The sequence below is a fragment of the Paractinoplanes hotanensis genome (genome assembly GCF_023717965.1).
GTDB lineage: Bacteria > Actinomycetota > Actinomycetes > Mycobacteriales > Micromonosporaceae > Actinoplanes > Actinoplanes polyasparticus.
This window is the reverse complement of the sequence record NZ_JAMQOL010000062.1, coordinates 18,682-41,579: the sequence shown is the minus strand read 5'-3', so window position 1 is coordinate 41,579 and position 22,898 is coordinate 18,682. Positions and strand designations below refer to the sequence as shown.

The 22,898-nt window shown below is 65.1% G+C and carries 3 protein-coding genes (1 of these 3 running past the window's edge); 1 reads left to right on the top strand and 2 read right to left on the bottom strand.

Annotated features, from left to right (window positions below):
• Positions 1 to 490: 490 nt before the first annotated feature.
• Positions 491 to 676, bottom strand: a complete 186-nt coding sequence (locus LXN57_RS39195; protein WP_251803291.1) for a hypothetical protein — start codon at positions 674 to 676, stop codon at positions 491 to 493.
• Positions 677 to 1,031: 355 nt separating this feature from the next.
• Here LXN57_RS39195 and LXN57_RS39190 point away from each other — a divergent pair, with 355 nt between their 5' ends.
• On the top strand, positions 1,032 to 1,706 hold the full coding sequence (locus tag LXN57_RS39190; RefSeq protein WP_251803290.1) for an ISAs1 family transposase: 675 nt from the start codon (positions 1,032 to 1,034) through the stop codon (positions 1,704 to 1,706).
• A gap of 87 nt (positions 1,707 to 1,793) precedes the next feature.
• Here the strand turns inward: LXN57_RS39190 and LXN57_RS39185 are convergent, their stop codons facing one another.
• Positions 1,794 to 22,898, bottom strand: partial view of a toxin glutamine deamidase domain-containing protein gene (locus LXN57_RS39185; RefSeq protein WP_251803289.1) — the 3' portion only. The gene runs 13,629 nt beyond the window's last position; 21,105 of the gene's 34,734 nt are visible here — the last part of the coding sequence; the start codon falls outside the window, past its right edge — the gene reads right to left on this strand; it ends in the stop codon at positions 1,794 to 1,796.

The following is a 22,898-nucleotide window of genomic DNA, read 5'->3' as shown; positions in this document are numbered from 1 at the left end:
TCTTGTTGGCCGGCAGATCGTCAGGACGACGTAGACCGGAGCGCCGACCAGTCGGGCTCTGCGAAGTGATCTCACCGCAGCCGTAGTGTGATCAGGGCTTTTGCACAGCCGGTCGGCACCCACGGTCCCGACGTTGCTCCGGCTTGAGAGGTTCTGTCCGTGTTGAGAACCGGACGAGGGCGAGTTGCAGGATGAGCGCGACTCCTGATGATCTCTGGGTGACTGGCCTCGAAGCCCGCCGAACGAGAACAACGCCGCGCCGTGACCAGGGCGGTCACCCACCCCGCGCCGGCCGGGCTTCTGCCCGCCGCCGCGGCCGACGGGAAACTGCTGCACGGCACCCGCACTTCCATCGAGCAGGTGCTCCTAGTCGCCGCGGTCACCCACAATAAGGCAGTGATCCTGGGCCAGCGGCAGGTCGCCGACAAGCGCGGCGAGACCACCGTCACCGAAGATCTGCTCGCACCGTTGGACGCGGCCGGGATCCTGCTCACCCCTGGATGCCCTCCACACCACGAAGAAGACCGCCCGGCTGATCACCGGTCCCCTGAACGCCCACCACCTGCTGATCCTCAAACGCAATCAGCCGCTCGCCCTGCAGGCCGCCCAGGCGTTGTTGTCCGGCAGCGACATCGACTTCGCCGACCAGACCGACATCGACTCCGATCGTGGACATGGGCGCACCGAACGCCGCACGATCCGCATCGCTGCCTGCGACGACGATTGGTTCCCCGGGCCCGGCAAGTGTTTCGGCTCCGCCGCGACACCGGCGGACTCGACGGCGTACGCACCAGCAAACAGATCATCTACGGCATCGTCAGCCTCGACACCGAGCAAGCAGGCCCGCAGCACCTCGACGCCTATGCCAGAGGGCACTGGCAGTGCATGTTCCGTGAAGATCTGCATCAAGCCCGGCCCGGCACCGGACCGCCGTCATGGCCACCCAGGGCGGTTGCGTAGTCAGTTGAGGGGTGCTTGAGCTGGGGTTTTTGGCCGGAAACTGGTGGAATCTGGGGGTCCATGTAGGACGGGTGCGGCCTGCTGGTGATCGTTCCGATGGCCGGGTACCCGCCGCGACGACGGTGTGGCGGCTGCTGATCCGGATCGACGCCGAGGAACTCTCGCAGGTCCTGGCCCGCTGGCTGCGCAGCCGGGCGGCACCGGTCGCGGCCGCCGGCCACTGGTGGCGCCGGGTCATCGCCGTCGACGGCAAGGTCGCCCGCGGCGCCCGGCTCGCTGACGGCCGCCAGGTCCACCTGCTCAGCGCGTACGACACCAGCACCGGCATCGTGCTCGCTCAGGTCCAGATCGCGGTGAAGTCGAACGAAATCCCGGCGTTCACGCCGCTGCTGCGCCTGGTCAAAACCGTGCTGGGCTCGCTGGACGGCGTCCTGATCGTCGCGGACGCACTGCACGCCCAGGTCGGGCACGCCGACCTGCTCGCCGAGCACGGCGCGCATCTGATGGTCACCGCGAAGGCCAACCAGCCGACGCTGTTCACCCAGCTCAAGGCCTTGCCCTGGGCGCAGGTCCCGGTCGGGCGCAAACCCGCGAGACCGGTCACGGCCGTAAGGAGACCCGTACAGCCAAGGCACTCACTGTCGCGACCCCGGGCGGGCTGGGTTTCGCCCACGCGCAGCAGGCTGTCCGGATCACCCGGACCCGCACGATCAAGGGAAAGACCAGCCGCGAGACGGCGTATCTGACCAGCTCACTGCCCGCCGACCAGGCCCGGCCGGTCGATCTGGGCGCCTGCCACAAGCGACACACCACAAAGACCTAACAAAGCCCTACTAGGAGTCGGGGTGCGAATCTTCCGTCCAGCCTTCCGTCCAGCCGGTAGGTGGTTCTGCTGTGATGGCCGAATCGCGTGCCGACGCATCTGTCGAGAACTCGAACATGCCGTCAGCGTCGTATGTCCGGTCCGCTGGTTCAACGAAAGATTCCCACGAACTGGACCACAGATCCGGCGCAGGCTGGTCATGGGTTCCGCCGTCAGCAATCAACGGGTCACGGTCGGCGTCCGGCGCAACACTAGGAATATTCCACGCCATGGTTCCTTCTGAATTGGCGAGAAATTCCATATATTCGTCTAGATCATTCTGGGACAGCAGTTGTGAGGACCCGATGTCGAAGTCGAAGGAATACGGCTCGGCTTCTTGTGCGGGGTCGGCACCGGCGTTGGGGCCGAAGTATGCGTCGATCTCAGCCCGGGACAGCGCTCCTGAGGACCCGATGTCGAAGTCGAAGATATGCGGCCCGGATTCTCCTGCGGGGCCGGTGCCGAGAGTCGCGGGCTCGAAGTCGGCGGTGTAGGGGCCGACGTTCAGAGCAGAGTTGATGGTGTGATCGGCCAGGCCGAGGTTCGGAGTACGATTCTGATCGTGGACCATGTCGCCTTGCGGTGCCGATGGCGTATCGACGGAATCTGTACTTGCGTCTACAGCAAAACCGTCCCGCTCCAATTGCCCGTCACCAAAAAGTGACTCCATATCGTGATCAGACATGGACCGATCTGAGCTGGCGTCGAAGTTCTCTCGCTGCAGGACTAGGTCCAGTTCGGTATGTGTCTCGAAAGGAAGAGCGACAACCGGGGCCGTCGTTCCTGTCGGTTCCGGCGACGGGGCGGAAGGTCGAAAACGCCAGCCGCCCTCCTCGTTCTCAATCCAGCCCATGAGCACGCCGGACGGGTGGTCCGCCAACTGGGTGGAAAGGTCGGCCACCGCTGCCACCACCTCGGCCTCGGATGCTGCGAAACCAAGGTGAGGGACGGCGCGCCGTCGTATTTCACGCCATGAAACAACTGTGCCCGGAGACTCCCGAAGGGCTCGGAGAACTGCTGACAACTTTTCACCCAGGAAAGCCACCTCAGGTCTATTGCGTGAAACACGACCAGTCCTGCGTCCTGTGCCGGCGGGACGCTGAGGTCCTTCCGGGACGAAAACTGCATCCACATTCATCGGTGAGCCGGGCGGTGAGTCCACGGGGGCTACTTGCGCTGACGCACCGGGCCCGATCCGGACATTTCGTCGTTCGAGTTGAGCGGTCAGTTGGTTGTCCTCCGGTGATGGGAGCCAGACGTCGTAATGATCATACCCGTTGTAATACAATTGCAGAACCGGGGCGTCGGCAAGGGTTCTCGCGGATTCGATGCGGTTCAGCAGTAACCCGTCGCCCTCCGGCTGAATTACGTGCAATCGCACGCCAAGTGCGTTGGCGAGCATTTGTGAAAAGACGTCACCGATGTTCTCAGACCAGTTCTGGCTCCAATTTCTGATCTGTTCCTGCAGCGTGTGACGCTCGTCCTGGGTGAACACCTCTCTGGCGTCATCGTTGACGGCAGCGGTTTCGTATCCCATATGCACGCGATTCTGGTTGAGTCCCTCCAGGCCGATCCCTGGATCCGTTTCGATGAGGTCGGCAATTTCGGCAGCGATTGCGCTGACGGTTTCACGCAGCATGACTTGATCCCTGTTCCTCGGGCTCCTTGGGAACAGGCGGTTCGCAAGATTCTGTAGTCCGTCTCTCCTGCGCACTTCCGGGCCGACGCTGCCGCGCAGCCACTCCGCGGATTGCGGGCTGCGCTCGGCGATGAGTTCCGCCAGCCGGTCAGGCGCTGTCAGCACAGCAGCCGTGAGGAGGCACCAGCCGTCCGGAGGCACCTCAACACGCGATCCTCGCGGGCCGGCGACGCCGGGCGCGCCGGGCGCAGCATCGCCACTACTGGCCGAGGCGATGGTTGGTGGTGGACCGAGGCGGTTCTCCAGACCAGAACGTTCTGCGAGTGACACCATTCCCATGCGCCGATTTCTCCTTGCAGTTGACGCTCGTCCGGTGGCTGAGGCGGCGGGTGGTAGCGGTCCGAAGGGATTCTTCAGAGTAAAATATTGTGCGAGTGGCATCTCTCCCTTGCGCCGTTTGTCAGTTGCAGTTGACGCATGCCCAAAGTTCCACTGAGTTGTTTGGCCCCGGGGCGTCGTCGGGGAATGTGGCGGAATGGCTATGAATTCGCCGAAGATGCTGGGATTTTCAGCAATTATTCGCAGCGAAGAATTTACATCTTCTGATCTGACTCCTGACTTTCTGAATCGGTTCGTAAGTTCCGCCAGAGTGAATGTTCCAGCCTTGGCTGTCGTAATCGTGTTCGCAACTTTTGCGGCTAGAGCGGCTTTGTCGGACCCGATTGCTCTGTATTGCTCGATTGACATCGGGAAATAAGCGCCTTCAGGAGGTTCGGTGTCTGCATGGAAGAACGCCTTCAATACATTCCGTCCTCGCCCTTGGAGAAAGTATACGCCGGTTCCCCAGCCTTCGGCGGTTCTGGACGGGTCGGTCGAGATTCGGTGGCCTGCTGCATCGTTGGAATCGGTATCGTTCGAGAAGGCGCCGGCTGCGGGCATTGCGTCGCCGGTGAGGGGGTTGGTGCCGATAGTGGCGGGGTCGAAGTCGGCGGCGTACGGGCCGAGCTGCGGACCGTAGACCATGCTGTTCGGCGGTATTGAGGGCGTATCGACGGAATCTACTGGGCCGCCTACAGCAGTATTTTCCTGCTCCATCAGCGAGTCAGGAGGCACGGGCGGTGGTAGCTCGAGGGAATCCGCCAGAGCAAAATGTTGTGCGAGTGACATCTCTCCGTCGCGCCGTTTTTCCGTTGCGGTTGGCGCACGCCCGAAGTGCCACTGAGTTATTCGGCCTCGGGGTGTCGTCGGGGATTGGGGCGGGATGGCTCTGAATTCGCCGAAGGTGCTGGGATTTTCAGCGATTATTCGCAGCAAATGATAGACATATTCTGGGCTTTTTCTTGTAGTTCTAGTTGCAGATCGGTTCTTCAAATTCGAAAGCGTGAGTGTTCCGTCTCCGTTTGACTTGAGTATGTTTGCAACTCTTGCTGCCATGAGTGCTATTTCGGGCCCGAGTTCTCTGTATTGCTCGATTGGCATCGGAAAAAAGGCGCCCTGAGGGAGTTCGGTTTCTCTCTCCATGAAGCCTGCATAGGTCGTGGTGCCGCGTCTATAGAAATAGACGCGGGATCCCTGGCCTTCGGCGGTTCCGAGCGGGTTGGTCGAGATTCGGTGGCCGGGCTGGTGCGCCACTCCGGTAGGAGGAGTGGGTCCATCTGTCGCGAGTGCGGCTTGCGCGCTGCTAAAACCTGCACCTCTTGAGGAGGGCGACGCGGCTGCATCGACGAAACCCACACCGCTCGAGAAGCCGCCGGCTGTGGGCGGTGCGCCGCCGGGGAGGTGGCCGGTGCGTTCGTGGCCGTCGGCGAGGACGGCGGCGATCGCCCGGGCAGTGTCGAAGTCGTCGGGGTTGTGGCGTAGGTGTTCGGCGATGACCGCGGTCATCTGCCAGCCATGGGAATCGCTGCTAAGTGCGGCAAGGGCGCCGTTGCTCGGGATGGACACTTTGATTCCGTGGCTGCGGACGATGTCGGTGCTCGTATCGAGAAGGTCGGCGAGGGACTCCCCCGTGCCGGTCGTGCGATCGTCGTCAGTTTGTTTCCCGGCCCATCTGCGGAAGTTGTTGAGCATCTCCCGGTCGGCGTCGGTCAGGCCGGCTGGAGTCGGCGTGGTAGCGAGTCGGAGTTCTTGTGCGACTCTGCGTGCTTGGTAGCTGAGCGGGACAGTGGCGATTCGCGTGGCTAGCCTGCGGTATGTCGCATCGATGAGTGCCGGTGAGGCGAGTCCCGCGATCCCGGAGCCGGTCAGGTGGTCGTGCACCGCGGTGACCAGTTGGTCGAGGTGCGGTGGAGCGGTGTCGGTGCCGTTTTCGAGCCCCGCGGTATAGGAGGTTGCCGATATCGTCTTGTCGGCCTGAGCGCCCGCCGGATTGACCGAGGCGTCGTCGCTGGAAGCCACATCCCCGGCGGGCGACGGCCCGGCCACCTCATGGCCCACGGGATTGGCGTTGGTATCGAGCACGGCTGGGGCTGGGGCAGAGGTGCTTCCGATGCGGGAGACCCAGCGCCCGTCGGTGGTCTTGCGTGGCGTGGCCGGCTCCGCGTTGTGGGTGAGAGCGGCCGGCACTGCCGGGGCCGGGGGAGGGGGGTCGACCTGGTCCCTGGCATGCTCGATCCGGGCACTCATGTCGTCTACGATGGCGCGGAATTCGGTTTCCACGGCCTCGAAGGTAGGTCTGCGCTCCGGGTTGAACCGCCGTTCCAGGACGATCAGTGGTGTGGTCCACAGGTTGCCGTCGGCGTCGTCCACGTCCGGCAGAGTTGTACGGATCTCCAGGGTTTTGTACGGGTCGAAGAGCCGGGCGGCGTCCGGCCGGAACATGCTCTCCAGGAGTTCCTGAACAGTGAATTCGTCGTCGCTGCCGTCTTTCAGTTCAATGCTCAAGTTACGCAGCTCATCAGCCGAGAGGCGGTCGCGACGGTCCCGCTTCTCGGCGACCAGCTTGTAACCGATAAGCAGGTCCGTCAGAACTGACCAATGTTCCTCGACCCAATCACCGGCCTCGTAGGGCAGATTCTCGCGGTAGTCATGCAGGGAGATGCGGCTGGCGAAGACGGCGCGGTTCTTCGGAAGGATCCCACCCAGTTGCTCGCCGTCGATCACGGCGGCGGCCTGTGTGTAGGCCACGGCCAGGAAACCCAGCAGCGCCTTGCCGGGCAGGTCGGAACTGATGGCCAGGAAACGAGCATCAGTAGCGGACTCGGGCGGCAGTCTCAGGAAGCCTTTAGCGGCGTACGCCGCGAACTCGATTCCATCGTTGTGGTATTTCATGATTGCATCGATGCTGTCGATTCCAGGTTGCTTCATTCTGTCGTTGAAGTCCACGAAGTGGCTGTAGACCTCGGTCATCGGAATGCCGACGGTGTAGTGCGGGTACACCGTTCCAGCGGGCATTGCCGTTGTGCGACCTCCGACGGTGATGTCGGCGCCGGCCGCGGTGACGGTGAACTCGGTGTCGGCCAGGGCCTCGGCCAGCGTCTTGCCGGCGCCGTCGTTGAGGGCCTCCAGCGCTTGCCGGGCGCCTCCGACGATCTCGTCGACGTTCGCCCGGTCGGTTTCCAGCGGTGAGACGCGGGCGGGCTTGGTGACGATCTCGAAGATCCGGTTGTTCGGACCGCCGTCGACCACGATGTCGGCGTGCGGGCTGGTCGCCAGAGGTCCGAGGCTCAGCATCTCGTCCCACGCCATGTTCGACGGGCCGAGTTGTACCGGGGTCTCGATCTCGAATCCGGCGGCGCCGGCCTGGTGGTCGGCGAGTAGTGATGCGTGGACGAATGGTCCGGTGACGGTGATGCCGGTGGTGAACGGCAGGAAGTAGATCGGGGTGTCGTCAGGTAGTTCGACGAGCTGGCCGAGTTGTCCGTCGAGGAAGGCAGGGCTGTCCTGGAACTGAACTGCGTTGACGACGTGGCCCGGACGGCCGGGGATCATGACAACGCCGCGTTCGCCGGGAGCGGATCCGGCGAGGGTTTCGCGTACGACGCCGACGCTGGTGTGTACCGGGCGAAAGCCGCCGTCGGGCTTGGTCACCTGGCGTTTGGGGTCGTTGGCGTAGTTGACGAGGTCGATCAAGCTCAATGGTTCAGTCGGTGGTACTTGGTGGCGGATCTGGCCCTGGGACTCCAGGGTCATGTCGGTGCCCATCGCGGCCAGGACGCAGTTGGTGACGAATTGGTCGCCGTTATCGCGGTGCGGGTTGACTTCAGTCAGCCAGCCCAGGCCGAGCGTGGCCGGGTCGATCGGCAGGGCGACGACCTGGTCGGCTCCCGCCGCGAGGCCGGTAGGCGGCGTAGCGTGCTTGCTGAGGACCGCTTCGAAGCTGACACCGTCGAATCGTTCATGCAGTTGGTGGGTCACCGATTCGACCCAGACCTTCATCTGTTCCGGCGCCACCTCCAGCGAATCGGGACCGTGCTGCCTGCCGTCCCAGGGCGGAAGGGTGTCGATGGTGGTGGTGACCGCGGGGGAGGGCGTGGCATTTAAGGCCGGATTGTCGGGAACGGCGCGGACGGCCGGCATGTCGTCGCCGGTTTCGTGGATGCCGGCCTCCTCAGGGGTGAGCATCCGCCCGCCCGCCGGCATCGGGATGCCAGGGGTGAGCGGCAGCACGGCCAGGGTGGTCGTGGTGACTGGTAGAGCAGCCAGTTCGCCGGCCTGAGGGTTCAGGTAGGTGACGCCGAGGTGGTCGACTACCGCCACGAATACATGGTTGACGTGACCGTCGATGCCTTGGTCGGCGATCAGTGCCATGGTGCCTTCGCCGCCCGCGCTCAGTGCATCGGTGAGTGCCTCGACGCTCGGCGTGAGCCATACCTGGTGCTCGTCGTCGCGTAGGCCGAGGCGCTGCCGTTGAAAGTTGATCAGGTCGGCGCCGGGCAGTTCCGATGCTCCGGAGGCCTCGACGACTGCGCCCTCGTCCTCGGACAGCACGTACGAGATCGCCGCGATGACGCAGTTCTCGCCGGTCCCGGCGCTGCTGCCGAGGCTGGGGTTGATCCCTTCGAGGAAGGGGAATCGATCGCGGGCCTGCTTCGGCGGGTACACCGAGGGCATCGGCACCAGTTCCGCGTCCGATGACACGCCGCGAAACCCGCTGGTGGCGAAAGCCCAGCCGGCCGTGGACATCCGGCTGATGCTGGCCGTGAAATGTCTGTTCCATGGCTCGACACGGGCGACGGCGTTCTGCACGATCGCCCGTAGCTCGCGATACTGCTCGAGCATCTGATCGGAGCGGATCAACGGAGCCGTGTCATTGCGGATCTCGAACAAGAGCAGCCCACCGCCGGACGACCGCGCCCGGTCCAGGTCGTCGTGGAAAGTACGGACTCCGAACGCCTCGTACTGGTTCAGCGGTGGCACGTCGTCGCGTAGGACCGTACTCAGATACTCGCCAGCGGTCAGCGTGGGTCGCCCATGCGTCTCGGGTAGCCGTGCGTACCGTACGGCGTCCAACGGCCGGACCACCGTCCCAGGAGGCAGGTGGGTTGGCGCTTGGTGGTAGCGCGGCGACTGGCTGTGCTTGTGCGCCGCGACGTTGCGGCCGGCTACGTAGCGGTCACTGTAGTTGAGGACATCGGTCATGATCGTCGCTTCGAAGGTCACCCGGATCAGCCGCTCGTGCTCCGCCAGGAAGCGCCGGGTCTCAGGGGTCAACTCGTCGCGCATCGCACGCAGGCTCTGCCGCATCGCGATCGGGCTGAACTGTTTGCCGCCGATGCTTTCGGTCAGGGCCGCCATTGCCAGGCCGGCCACGTGGTCGTAGGTGACCCACATGGCTCCTTCCAGCTCCGTCACCTCGTGCTCAGCCGGCCGACCGATCGGGCGTGGAAGACCGTTGTTGAACCGTGGGCTGTACCAGTTGCGGTACATCTCTCCGACCGCCACCGCGAAGGCGTGCCCCGAACGATGGCTGCGCCGCAGTGCCGGATCCCAGATCCGTGACGTGAGCTGGTTGAGCACCTCCTTGACCGCCCTGATCGGCACTCCCTTGGTGTGATGCATGGACAACGCCGGCGCGCCGTGAGTGATCACCGGCACGAAACGCACCAGATGAGCCTGCGGATCCAACCTCCAGCCAGCATTCTCGTCAAAAATCTGGTCGAGGGTGTAGGACATCCCGCTATAGGTCGGCCTCAATGCTTTCCGGCCTAGGTGATCGAAGAGGTCGGCCATCTCGACCTTGGCCTGGATCGCCCGGGTGTCGTTGGTCGACGGGTCGCCCGGGAGTTCGTGCAGTGGGCGGTCAGTGACGAGTTCGATGATCGGCTCGACGGTGCGAGGTACGGTCGGCGGCGCATCAGCCGCGAGCATGCTGATGGTGTCGTCGGGCAACGTCAGAAACGTCCCGAAATCAGTTACGGCCCGGATGCCGATCCGGTCATTGATGGCCAGGTACTCCATCCGATCGGCATAGCCGTTTTCGCTCCAGCTTTCTGGGAACACCAGGTAGGCGCCGTGATATTCGGCCTCGGTGCCGCCCCGGCCGTATCGGTGGTCCGCCGCCGGGTCGATCAGAGCATCGACGGTACGGTTCCCGGAGCGCTCGGCCTGGGCTACCTCGAGGCCGTTGCCGTCCAGCACGACCGCCGACGCGCGGGCCGGGATCAGGTCCGGTTGACGCCCGTCGTGGAGGACCCGGTCGCCCGGGTCACGGTGCAGGTCGACGTACACGATCTCGCGGGTCGGCAGCAGGTGAGCCATGATCGCATGGCCGACCCCCTCACCACGCTCAACAAGAACAAGCGCGGTGGCCCGTCCGCTGATGGCGGACGCTTCGGTCAGCCGGACCTCCAGATCGTCCCAGTCGCCGAAGGCCACCGGCTCGGTGCCGCCGATGAGCCGGCTGGTCTGCCGGCCGTCCAGGACCGCATCGTCGACCGTTCCGGTGGCCGCCGGGATCGGGGCGATCCGCTCGGGGTGGAGTCGGTGAAACGCCTTGCCGAGCAGGACCACACAAGACGCCGGATCGGTGACCGGATCGTCAGCCGGAACGATCCGCGTCTCGCCCGCGATCTCGTCGGCCAAGCGGGAGACATCGTCAACGGTCTGGATTCCGGACTCAAGGGGTTGCTCCGGGTCGCGAACGGCTGTTGCGGCATTGCCGGAGGAGTCTTGGCGATGCTGCGGCGCGGGTTCGGGATGTGACAGCGGGTCTCGTTCGGCCGGCTCTGTCGAGGTCTCGATTTCGGATCCGGCGGCGCCGGCTTGGTGGTCGGTGAGCAGTGATGCGTCGACGGGTGGTCCGGTGAGGGTGATGCCGGTGGTGAACGGCAGGAAGTAGATCGGGGTGTTGTCGGGCAGGTCGACGAGATGGCCGAGTTGCCCGTCGAGGAAGGCGGGGCTGTCTTGTAGTTGGACGGCGTTGATGACGTGGCCTGGGCTGCCGGGGATCATCACGACGCCGCGTTCGCCTTGTTCGGCGTCGGCGAGGGCTTCGCGTACGGCGTCGACGGTGGTGTGTACAGGCTGGAAGCCGCCGTCCGGGATGGTGACCCGGCGTTCCGTGTCGTTGGCGTAGTTGACGAGGTCGAGGAAGCTCAATGGTTGTGCTGGTGGTACCTGGTGGCGGATCTCGCCCTGGGATTCCAGGGTCATGTCGGTGCCTATGGCGGCCAGGACGCAGTTGGTGAGGAACTCGTCGCCGTTGTCACGGTGCGGGTTGACTTCGGTCAGCCAGCCCAGGCCGAGGGTGGCCGGGTCGATCGGCAGGGTGACGACCTGGTCTGATCCCGCCGCGAGACCGGTCGGGGGCGCAGCATGCTTGGTGAGGACCGCTTCGAAGTTGACACCGTCGAACCGTTCACGTAGTTGGTGGGTTACCGATTCGACCCAGACCTTCATCTGGCCGGGCGTGACCTCGGGGCGGATCTTCTTGCTCATGTAACGGCCGGATTTGTCATTCACCTCCCAGTTGCCGGTCGTCTTGTTGTAGGACAGTTCTCCGCTGACCCGGTTGGGCTGACGGGTGGTCCGGCCGTCGGTTTCGAACCGGGGGGCGACGGTGGGGTGGCCCTGGGCGTTCAGGCGTTCCTTGAGATCCTCGACGGACGTTGCGGTCCACTCGGCCAGTTGCTGCCACTCGACGTCCTTGACAGCGGTGCTGATCTCCTCACTTCCGATGTAGATCTCGCCGAGCTCATCCACGGTGTAGTGGAACCGCGCCTGGTGGCGGTCGAACAGCGACGCGGGGAAGTCAGAGAGCCGATGCCACAGCGGATTGAGGCGCACGTCGCCGAGGTCGTCACGTTCGCCACTCTTGACCCGCTTGGGTCCGGCCACCTCGCCGAACTGCCGGTCCAACTCGGTCTGTCCGGAGTGGGGCGCAGTGACCGCACGGGCCGGCGCGCCGCTGTATCGGCCGTCGGCGCCGCGCAGCAGTATCACTGGTGTGGCCCGGCCGGAGCCGACTACCTCCAACACTCGGCCGGAGGCGTCGTCGAGGACCACGATCCGCATGTCGAGCGCGTCTGCCGCCTGCTCCAGAAGGGGCCGCTCGCCCTCGTCGGCCGGTAGCTTCTGCCGGATCGATTTGCTCAGCCGGGCCAACTGTTCGGCGGCTTCGTTCTTGCCGACGGCCTTGCGAACCTTCTCTTCGTCGTCCAGCCACTGAACGAGGTCAGGTTCGGGCCGCAGTAGCTTCGCCATCAGCGGCGGGTCGGCTGCGACGAGCGCGTTCAGTGCCTCGTCCGGCCCCGGCGGGACCGCCACCCGCCAGTACTGGCGACCCTCGAACTCCAATCCTTCGTTCTCAGGTGCCTTGACGTCAACGACGTCGTCCATCCGCGGGCGCTCCGTGCGCGATGCCTGGGCGGTCGGTGCGGCCGGAACGACCGGCGGCGCGCCCGCGAACTGGTTTGTGGTCTCGCGGATCATCGCGGAGGGCACCGACGGTGATTGGCCGTGGGTGCGCCCGGTCGTGCCGCCCGGTTCACTGATCGGCATGCCCAGGACTTCGGTGAGCACGGTCAGGGTCGTGTTGTCGGCGGGCGGAGTCTCCAGCAGTTCGGTGTACTTGGCGCGGTGGTGTGCGGCGAGGGCGGTGCGGAGGGCAGCCGGGTCGTCGAGCAGCTGCTGGTAGCGCCCGGTCACCTGGCGAGCCGCGTCCACGGTGGTGAGTCCCGGCGTCCGGGCCATGAGCTCGTCCGTGCGTATCCGCATGAAGGACAAATAGTTGATGGTTTCGGCGGACAGGGTGTGAGGCTCGGCTATCCCGGCAAGGCGCAGGATGTCGTCGTCGCTGGGCTGCGTGAGGTGTCCCGCGTACTCGGTGCGGTAATGCGCGACGAGCGCTTCGCGCATCGCGGTGTCGTCGGGGCCGGGCTGGTCCTCGGCCGTCATCTGGCGGACGGCGTCTTCGGTGGTTAGCGCCGGGTTCTGAACTTTGAGCTGGTCGACGCGCATCAAGATGTAGTGGAACGACAAGTGATCGACGCTGTTGGCAGGCAGTGGCTCGGCCACTTCAGCCAGGCGCAAAACCTCGTCGTCGGGGAGGCCGCCCAGGTTGGCAACAGCCTTGGCACGCAGGGCGTGCGCTGCGCGGGCCAGGTAGGTCCCGGGCGGCGAGGTGGTCGTGCTTGCCTGCTGCAAAGTCTCGAGTTCGTCGTGGACCGCCTCCTCATGGGACAGCCATTCAGCCAGATCGACGTCGGCAGCCGGTGGCCGGCCGTCCGGCCAGAGCACTCTGTGCACCCGTCCTGGGCCGCTCGCGACGAGCTCGTACAGCAAGGAATCGGGCCCGCTCTGCTGACCGGGATCGTGTTGTTCTGTCCTCAGGGCCTGCCGGGACGCGGTGGTGGAGCGTCGTTTGATGGGGCGGACCAGTTCCCCGCGGACCCATCGGTCGGTGTCCGGCTCGGGTGTCTCGGTCAGGCCGAACCATTCGTAGAGTTCGGCGGGCAGTCCGACCAGGAGGTCCTGGTTGGTGTCGTCGATGATGCGGTCGGTGATGGAGGTGATCTCCGGGAAGATGCCAGGGTGGGTGAGGATGTAGGAGATCGCCGCGTGCCATCCGTCGGCGGGATGGGGCAGGCCGTTGATGACCGGGGCCACGCCGGTCAGATAGAGGTCGCCCTGGCGGTCGATCAGCTGGTATCCCAGGGTGTCGACGACCATCGCCACCACCCGGGGCGTCTCGTCTTCGGTGTAGTGACGGGCCGGTGTGAAGGTCGGCCTGGGATTCCACGTCTGGGCGGAACCGAGGGCGAAGAAACCCATCGCGTTGATGGTGGAACCAAACCGCTGATCGACCGCGGAAAGAATGTCCGGGCCGGTGCGGTGCATGATCGGATTGCGGTGAACGGCCATGTTCCGGTTGGATATCCATCGGCGGCTCTCTTGACGGTTCCTCGAATCGTCCGGAATGAGCTCGTCAACCGGGCGGGCATAGCGTTCGACGATGACGGCGCGGAAAGCGTCGAAGACCTGGTGTCCGGCCATTGAGATCATCGCCGCGTTGTTCCGCCGTCCGTCGGCGGAATCGATGGCGAACCCGCCCTGTTTAGCAACGTTGAGTACGTTGGCCGGGAGATCCGCGTTGTCCGGCAGAGTGTTGTCGCCGTCGGTGTAGACGCCGCCGAATCTGTCGAGGATCTCCAGGCGCAGGATGTCGCTGGCGGCCGCATAGCCGGCCCCGGTGAGCCGGTTGAGTTCCGCGCGGTAGTAGGAGTCCAGTGTCATCGGCTGGCCTGCGTGGAACACTTCGTCGGCGCTCACTACGATGATGTTCGACGTCCGCGCCCAATCGAGTACGGAAGCGGTGTCCTCGGTGGGGCTGTTCAGCTCCGACCGCGGGATATCGGTCCACAACACGACGCGCACCTGGTCGGCGGCGACCCGTTTGGCGAGCTTCTCGATGTTGTCCCGGAAGCTGCTCTTCGCCGAGGTGTCGGGGGTCAGCCGTGATCCGAGCCAGATGGTGTGCACCAGTCGCGGAACCCGGACCACAGGCGGGGTGTAGGGCTGCGGGAACCCAGTGGCATCCGGCTTGTATGTCGCTTCTGGGGCGAATACCCACAGCGATTCGGCATTCGAGGTGAGCACATGGGGGGAGACGAGCGATGGGACTGCGGCATCGTCGCGAGTGAGGTCGATCTGGCTGAGAAAGCTGTGCACCTGATCGGGCGACAATTGCGCGATGTCGATGGGCTCGAGGAACTCGGGGCCGTCGAGAGGCTGTCGCAGTCTGAACAAGTCGCCACCCAGAACCGGGTGTCGTTGCGGGGTGGGCACCGTCATGGTGTCCAGCACCGCGATCAGTTCCTCGGCTGTGAGGCGAGCAGCACGGGGATGCCGGCTGTCGCCGTGTGTCGCCGGCCCGCCCCCCGCCGCAGCCGGCCTCGCACCCTCTGCGTCAGAGGTTCGCGCGCGGCCGCCGAAGACCGCCCGCAGGCCCCGGTCCAGGGAGTCGTCAACCGATGCCATACCGACCAGGTGTGGTCCGCCCCGGAGGACGTAGTAGCGACCCGTGGCCCCGCGGCCGTGCGAGGGTCCGGCTATGGGCGGACGCGGCGGCAGCGGCGTGGTGAACTCGCCCAGCCGCCATTCTCCGTCTTCCGTGTTCGGGTTGACGCCGAGCTTCCTCAGGACCGCGTCCGGCACTCTGGCCACACTCGTCTGACCAGGGCCGGAGTAATACATGCTGCGGTGGGTGACCGTTGTCGGAGGCGGCGTGGGTGGGATCCGGGTGGTGATGAAGGTGAGTACGGCGTCCCAAGCCGCAGCGGGATCCGGCAGACCTCCGAGAGCCGGGGCTACCAAGGTCAGATGCAGGTCGCCGGGGCGATTGATCAACTCCCGCAGGAGTGTGGCGATGGCCCGCTGGACGACGACATCGACCTCGTCCTGCCGGTACCTCCTGTGCGGGCTCAACGGTGAGGTGCCGGGAGTCAGCCAGGAGTTATCGGTACCCGCCGTGACCACGGCGGCCGGAATTACCTTCACCCGGACTTGTTCGGCACCGCCGCGGTCTTGGTTGGCATCGCCGTAACCGAGCGCTAGCAACGCGGGCAGCAGATTCTGCGGTCCGGTCCGACTGTGCACCGAGTACCGGCGACGCGCCACGCTTCCAGCTACCAGGTCGCGGCTCTGTTGTTCGGAAACCCGATTCCAGAGGTCGCCGTTGTAGTTCTCGGCCTCCAAACGGTAAAGGTCCGGTTGTCGCATGTAGTATCGTTCCGCGACGCTTTTTTGGTATTCCCTGACGAAAGGGTGATCTCGGGCAGCCATGATGAAATCGTTGCCTGTCCGTGTAGCGAAGCCGGCACTCCCGAATTCGACCTCGAACGGCTGGAAATAATTCAGACGGTCGTCCGCATCCATGTAAATGCCGCCGGCGGCCGACAGTAGCTGAATGCGCAGGATGTCGCTGGCCGCCACGTAGCCCCGAATTGTCTGCTTATTCATCTCCAGCATAAATGCTTCTGACTCCCAGGCGGACGGCTCACCGCCAAGGATTTCGTAAACGTTGACAATGCCAATGCCGGCCGCCTGATCTGAAGCCCAATTCAGCAGAAGCGCTTCGTCCGGCCTTTCCTGAGGCGCCCAGCGAGCCTGCTCGAAACTCGACCGGGGTGTGTCCGTGACCAGCACGACTCGCCAGCCTGCCGCCCGGACCAGTTGAGCCGCAGCGGCGAGGTTCTGCCGGCGAGAAGCATTGTTCGGGCCTCCGAAAGAGCTTCCCAGCCAGACCGCGAAAATGGTTCGCGACAACTCCATCGGCTGATTCGCATGATCCAGGCCCTGTCGCCATTGCGCTAATCGGGGCGGCAACGAGGGGTACCGGCGGCCAGGTTGTGCCGCGACACTCCAGACACTGTCGGCACGGCTCTCAAGCTGGTCGATCCTCAGGCCGGTGGGCGGGCGATGCGGCCTGCGCAGATCGAAGTGCTCGAAGAAGGCTCGCATCTGCCAGGTGTGCACACGGTTGATATTGATCGGCGGTATCCCTGGAGGCAGTGGGGGAACGCGACGAGTAAGGAAGACATCCCAACCGAACATGGGGTGTGTCAGTTTCAGGGCCGGGTTCTGGGCGCGTGCTTGATCCGCTCCCCTCCGCGCCGCCTCCAGTCGGTTGACGATGGCGGCCGCTCGCTCCGGGACCGAGGGCATGCCTGTCGACGGGTGGAACATCAGAACGGTGGTGTCTCGCTGCCAGCGGGGCACCGGTCCGTGCAGTTGCCGGGTGTCGTCTCGTTGCCATCCGGAGCGAACTGCGCGGTGCGCCCGCGCTTCCGAAGCGCTGAGCTGATTCCTCCGGTGACGTGACGGCGATTTTTGGCCGTCCCGCGTTCCGCCGTTTCTCGATGAGTCGACAGTCTGCGTGAACGGCGCTTGGCGGCGGGCCGAAGCATTGCGTCGCTGGATCGTTCTGGAGGGCCCCCGCGACGTTCGAGGTGGGTCCGTCCTGTCGGCGGCGTCCGTTGTAGCGTCGGTGGCCGGCGACCACGACGCCAACGCTGTCTCCAGCCGGGCGATCAACTCCGGGTCCCTTGGCTTCGCCGCCCGGGCATCGGACAGTGCCCGCTCCAGGCCACTTCGCATGAAGTCTTCGGTGACGGTCGTGTCTTCGCGATCGGGGTCGGCGTCTTCTAACGTCCCCTTGTAGGTGTAGTCGGGGTTGGGGTGGTCGAGGGTGTCGGCATCTACGGGAGTGCCGGGGACGTTGACTGCGGCTGTTCCGATGGGGAGGTGGTAGATGGCTTGGGGGTTGGCGGGGAGTGAGGAGGGCGTGCCGGTTTGGCTGTCGATGATGAGTAGGCCGTCGGTGGTGTGCACGATGTTGTGGATGTGTGCTGGGTGGTTTTCTTCTTGGACGATCAGGAATGCGTGAGCGTCCGGGGCGTCGTTGTTGCGTTGGTGGTAGGTGTCGGCCACGGTTTGGTAGTCGGTGACCTGTGTCAGGGTGCGGGTGTTGTCGTTGGTGGTGGTGTTGGCGTAGTTGAGCGCGTAGGTCCAGGGTGCGGTGTGGTTGAGTTGGGGGGCTTGCCAGACGTGGTCGCTCGACCATGACTGGTGCAGGGCGATGGCGGTGTAGAGGCAGTTGAGGAATTCGTCGTCCGAGCCGGGATTGTGCTCGTTCAGGTCGGCCAGCCAGGTGAAGTGTTCCCGGAAGAGGTCCTCGGGGCCGGCGTGTCCTGCGGTGTCCGGCTGCCACCAGTGCAGGCCGGAGATGTCATCTTCGGCGGCTGTGCGGCGGGCACCGAGTCCCTGCTGGCCGGCCATGCTTGAGGCCGGCAAGACGATTACCTCGGCATAGCGGCCGGCCTGCCCACTGCGGACTGACCGCTCGCCCGAGATGAACGCAGCCGGCAGCAACCTCGACACGGTCACGCGATCGAGGCCCGCCTCCAGCAGTTCCCTGGTAAGGAAGGTGTGGACCGCCGCGGCGCGAAGCTCCGCGCGGTTCACTGCGGTCTCCTCCCGCCGGAGTCCGAACTGGCCGTTGCCGTACCCAGTGATCGCAGCGACCGGCGGAAGCTCGTTCGAGGCCCGCGCTTCGGCGCCCGCCTCGGCCATCCACTGTCCCAGCGCCACAAGTTCCCGCGACCGCGACACATCGTCGACATCGGAGCGCTTCCGCTCGAACGGCACGACCACGGGGGCTGGTTCCCGGCGAGCCAAGCCGTCACGCAGCTGCGGGGTTTCGTCGAGGGCGGTGTCGCTGACCAGCCGGGTGGGTCTGTGACCGTGGGGATCGGCGGGCCCGACGATCGTGAACAGACTCCGAGCCTGCGCCGGCAAGTGGACGGCGTGCCATTGGTTCGATACGGCGTAGAGATCACGGATGGATCGGATCTCGCTCCACACCTGCTGATCGCTGAGCACTTCCAGTGCCGCCCGCCACACCAGGTCGGGACGGGCGTGTCCATCGACCATCGGCTTGACGGCCGTCAGATCGAGGACACCGGTGCGAGCAACCTCCTGGCCGAGCGTGTCGGCCACCCCGGCGATCAGGGCGAGAGTCCGGCGGCGGTCGGACAACGGGATCGACTGCGAGATCTGTGCCGTGGTGGCGTATCCCCAGCCCTTCCAATACGCCGCGATCAGCTCGGCGACGATCGCGTCCTCATGCGCGGGGCGCGTATCGCCGAAGACGTTCCAGTGACCGCCGTGGTGTACGCCTAGGCTGGGCGGGTCGATCGCCGCCGGCAGACCGTTGTCGACCTGGTCGAAGGTCACATACGACGCTGTCGAGGTGGCATAGACGCGGACGTCGTAGTTCAGTTCGCGCAGACGGGACCAGAAGTCGTGGGCGACACCACCATCCCGGGTCAACGCGCCGATCTCGCAGGAGATCAGGGTGATCGATCGGATCCCAGCGGCGTAACGGCCGGCAAAGAAGCCTTCTTCGATCACCACATCAGCGAGCGTCCGACCGTCGATCTCGACTGTGTCGCCGTCCGTCCGCTGCATTTCGGCGTTCGTCGGATTGCCATGGACGGCGATCACGATTGTCTCGCTGTCCCCGGCCCAGGGTGGCGTCACCGTCATCGACCGTGCCGCCGAATTGTCGTTCTGAGCGGTGTCCTCCCACATCGTCATATCGCGGGGAGAATCTCGCCGGAACCACGGCGCGAGGTACTCGGTCGACATGCCGGGAGTGAAAGAGACGCCGTAGCACCGTCCCGACCGGTCATGGAGCGGCTCGAGCTCGACGGATCCCAGGGAGAACTCGGCGGGCTGCCCGGCCTCGTCGTGTCCGGCGAACCGCCGGTTCGAGTGAGTCTGCGCTTGTCTCCATCGTGCTCTCGCCGCGTCCGACCGGCGCATGCCGGGGTGGTGGGTGGTGGAGGGGTCGAGGAGGGCATCGAGGGTGCGGTCGGTGGTGACGGTGCCGTGGGGGGTGGGTCCGTGGTAGGGGGTGAGCTGAGCAAGTTGGCCGTCGGCGGTGATCGGCATGAGGGTGATGCCGGTCAGGGTGCCGGGAAGGGGATGTGATGGGTTGATGGGGGTGTAGGGGCTGTCCCCGGTGGTCTGGGTTTCGATGAGGACGAGGGTGCCGTTGGTGAGGCGTTCGGCGAGGACGATGTGCATGGGTCGGTTAGGCCGGTGGATGCGGATGGCGGTGATAGCGCCGGGTCGCAGATTCGCCAGCGCATCGAGTCCGGCGTTCTGGAATCGTTCCGCGCCGAGGGCGGTGGTGATGAGGGTGGTGTCGGTGGTGGTGGGTTCGTGGTGGGTTTGTGGGCTGTCGCCGAGGTGGGTGAGCACGGTTTCGACGCGGGTGATGCAGTCGGGAGTGGTGCCGTCCCAGGGCTGGAGGGTGTCTATGGCTGCGGCGACCGCTGGTGAGGATGTGGTGGCGGAGATCGTGTCGCCGGGATCATCAGGAACGGCGACGCCGCTGGAGGAATCTTGGCGCCTGCTGTCAGACATCTGGCCGGCATTCAGAACGCCGATGTCGGCTCCGGCCGAGCCGGCCTCGTCAGTTTCTGCCATGACGCGGTCGGGCCTAGGCCTGTTGCCGCCGGGGAGGTGGCCGGTGCGCTCGTGGCCGTCGGCGAGGATGGCGGCGATGGCGAGGGCGGTGTCGAAGTCGCCGGGATGGTGGCGTAGGTGTTCGGCGATGACTCCTGCCATCTGCCAGCCGTGAGAGTCGCTGTCGAGTGCGACGTCGGCACCGTCGATCGGGAACGGCACGCTGATTCCGTGGCTCCGGACGATGTCGATGCCCATTTCCAGCAGGTCGGCGGGGGACTCACCCGTGCCGAGCCAGGGAGCGCCGTCGGTCTGCCTTCCGGTCCACCTGCGGAAACGGTTGAGCATCTCCCGGTCGGCGCTCGTCAGGTCGGCCGGAACCGGCGGATCGCTGGGCCGTAGTTTCTGCGCGACTCTCCGCGCTTGATAGCTGAGCGGGATGGAGGCAATTCTTGGAGCGAGCGCCCGGTACGTCTCCAGAACGAGCGCCGGTGACACCATGGCCACGGTCTCCGAGTCGTTCAGGTGGTCGTTCACCGCGGTGACCAGTTGGTCGAGGTGCGGTGGAGCGGCGTCGGCACTCGCCCCCCTGCCGGCCGGGTTCGGCCTGGGGCCGCGAGGACGGGATGGTGCTGCAAGCAGGCTGAAGCCGGTCGTCACGGGCGGCTGAGAGACCGGTTCATCCGTACGCGTCTCGATCGGCCCTTCCATGGCCGTCGGCGCCGACGTAGGCGCAAGCACGCCGAGCCGAGTTGTCGTGTCCTCCTGGGGCGACGATTCGCCGGCTTCTGTGGGCCAGTTCCGATCCCGCTCGTGGGCTTCGGCGACGATCTCGACAAGGCGCCTGTGGTCCTCTCGAGCGGTACTCACTGAGGCGTGTCGTTGGCCGTAGGAGCGGACTTCCACGACCACCAGGGGGTCGGGGCTTCGGTCGAGATCGGGCAAGGTCGTCTCGATGTCCAAGATGCTTTGGTCGATGTCCTCGCCTTCCGGATCGAGGCCACCCTCGAAGTAGACGTCGAGCCGTTCCGTCGAGGTTCCGACGACGTCTCCCAGATTGAACACCCAGTCGTCCGGGCGAGGGTTCTCCTCTTTCCATCGATCGGCGAAGTCGGGAACCCGGCCGCGGAAGTGCTGCTCGAAGCGGCGCCAGATGAACTCGCGATCAGCCGCCAGGAAACTCTGCAGGTCGGGCTCGAGGTTGTTTAGCGCTGCCTTGAACGAGACCCGCGAGCCGACCGCGACAAGTTCTTTTGACAGCCCTTTGTGCACCGCCATTTCGGCGTAAGCAGCCGCGTTCGAGGCCAGTAGGGCGACGTGACCGGCGATGATGGATACGTCTCGATCTTCGAGCGGGACGGGCAAGGACGCACTGTGCTCGTCCGAGAGGGCCGACAGGCTGGTGGGCCCGTGCTGTTTGGCGTAGTGGTATCGGGCGGCGACTTCTCGGCCGAGCGCTAGGCCGTCGAGCAGATGGCTTTGGGTGTTGTATCCGCGGTCGGTGGTTCGCCAGGTGTGTTCCGCGACGTGATCGAGGAAATGGTAGAGCCCGCTCTGGACCACGCCGATCGTAGTGTGGAAGTGCGCGCCCAGCCAGTCACCGAGAGGCCGTCGGCCGATCTTCGCCCGTTGACCGAGCTCAGTGATTTCGAAAGCGTCGCCCTGGAAGACCCTTCCGAGATCGACCGCGGGCGCTTCGCCCTCCATGCCGGGCAGGTCAGCGAAAGCCTGCTCCACTTCCTGCAGCGCGTCCCAGACCGGGTCGGGGTCGATCCGGTTCCCGCTTTCGACCGGAAGGTCGGCCAGCACCTCGGTGATGAACTCCGGAATGGCTTTGACAACTTTCTGGCCGCTGCCACCATCGGCGATCGCGTCCTCCTGACTGCGGTACAGCTGGTCTTCGGGACCGAGGTAGAAACCTTTGGTCTCGACGGTGAGGCGGAAGCCGACCTTGCTGTCCGCGGTCCTCCAAATGACCAGGTCCTCGCCCCGAAGACGTTTGACGTCGGTGATCTCAGCGGACCCTGAGGATGCTTGGGAATCCTCTGTTGGCCTCAGCAGCGTCAGAGGTTCGGTGAATTCGGCCTCGATGCCCGAGCCTGCGAACTCTTGAGGGATCGTGGCGAAGGGGACGACGGTGAGGCCGGGAGTGGCGGCGATGGTATCGGTCAGCGGGAGGAAGTAGAGGGTGGCGTTCTCGGGCAGGCGGGCGACGGTGCCGGTCTGGGCGTCCAGGAAACTGACGACACGCTTGCCGCCGTAGACGTGCCGGACGGCGTTGAAGGCGTGAGCGGTGCCGGTGCTCTCGTGACGTACCAGGACAATGCCCCGAGCTCCGGACGGGGCGTTGAGCAGGGCCTCTTGGATGTCGTAAATGGAGCCGGCAGCCCAGATACGGCTGTCGCCGTCGTCGAGGCCGAGCTGTTGTTGTTGCATGCGGATCAGGTGCGACCCGGGCTGGGGTTTGTCGGGTGGGGCGAGAAATGTGGCTTGGTCCTGGTCCTGGTCCCGAAGGGCCATGTCCGCGGCTTGGACGGCCGTGACGCAGTTGGTGGTGAAGTCGCCGTCGTGTCCGGAGTTGACCTGGTCCAACCAGGGGAAGATGGCGTGGACAGTTGCGACGTCGAGGGTGGAAGGAGCTGCCGCGGTCGGTATGGCCTGGGCCGTGGCCACTGTCATGCCGGCGTGGCCGGGGGAGCTGATGGACTTCAGCAGTTCCTCGACCTTTTCCACCGCATTGTGGTCGGCGGCCTTTCCGTGGTCGGCGGTGAGTCGGCTATCGTCGATCTTCGGCGGAGCCTCGTCAGCTACCGGTGGAATTTGTGCCGGGACGGTGGCGGGGATTTCGTAATGATCGTCGCTCCGCGCCACTTCGATACTGGGGTTGCCCTCGACGCCATAGAAGCCGGGCTCCGAGTATCTTTGCGCGGCCCCTGCCGGCGTATCGAGCTTCAGCTTGATCCCGATGCGCAGGCCGAGGGCAGCGGCGAGCAGGGGAGGGAACGCCTCACCCACGTCTCCTAG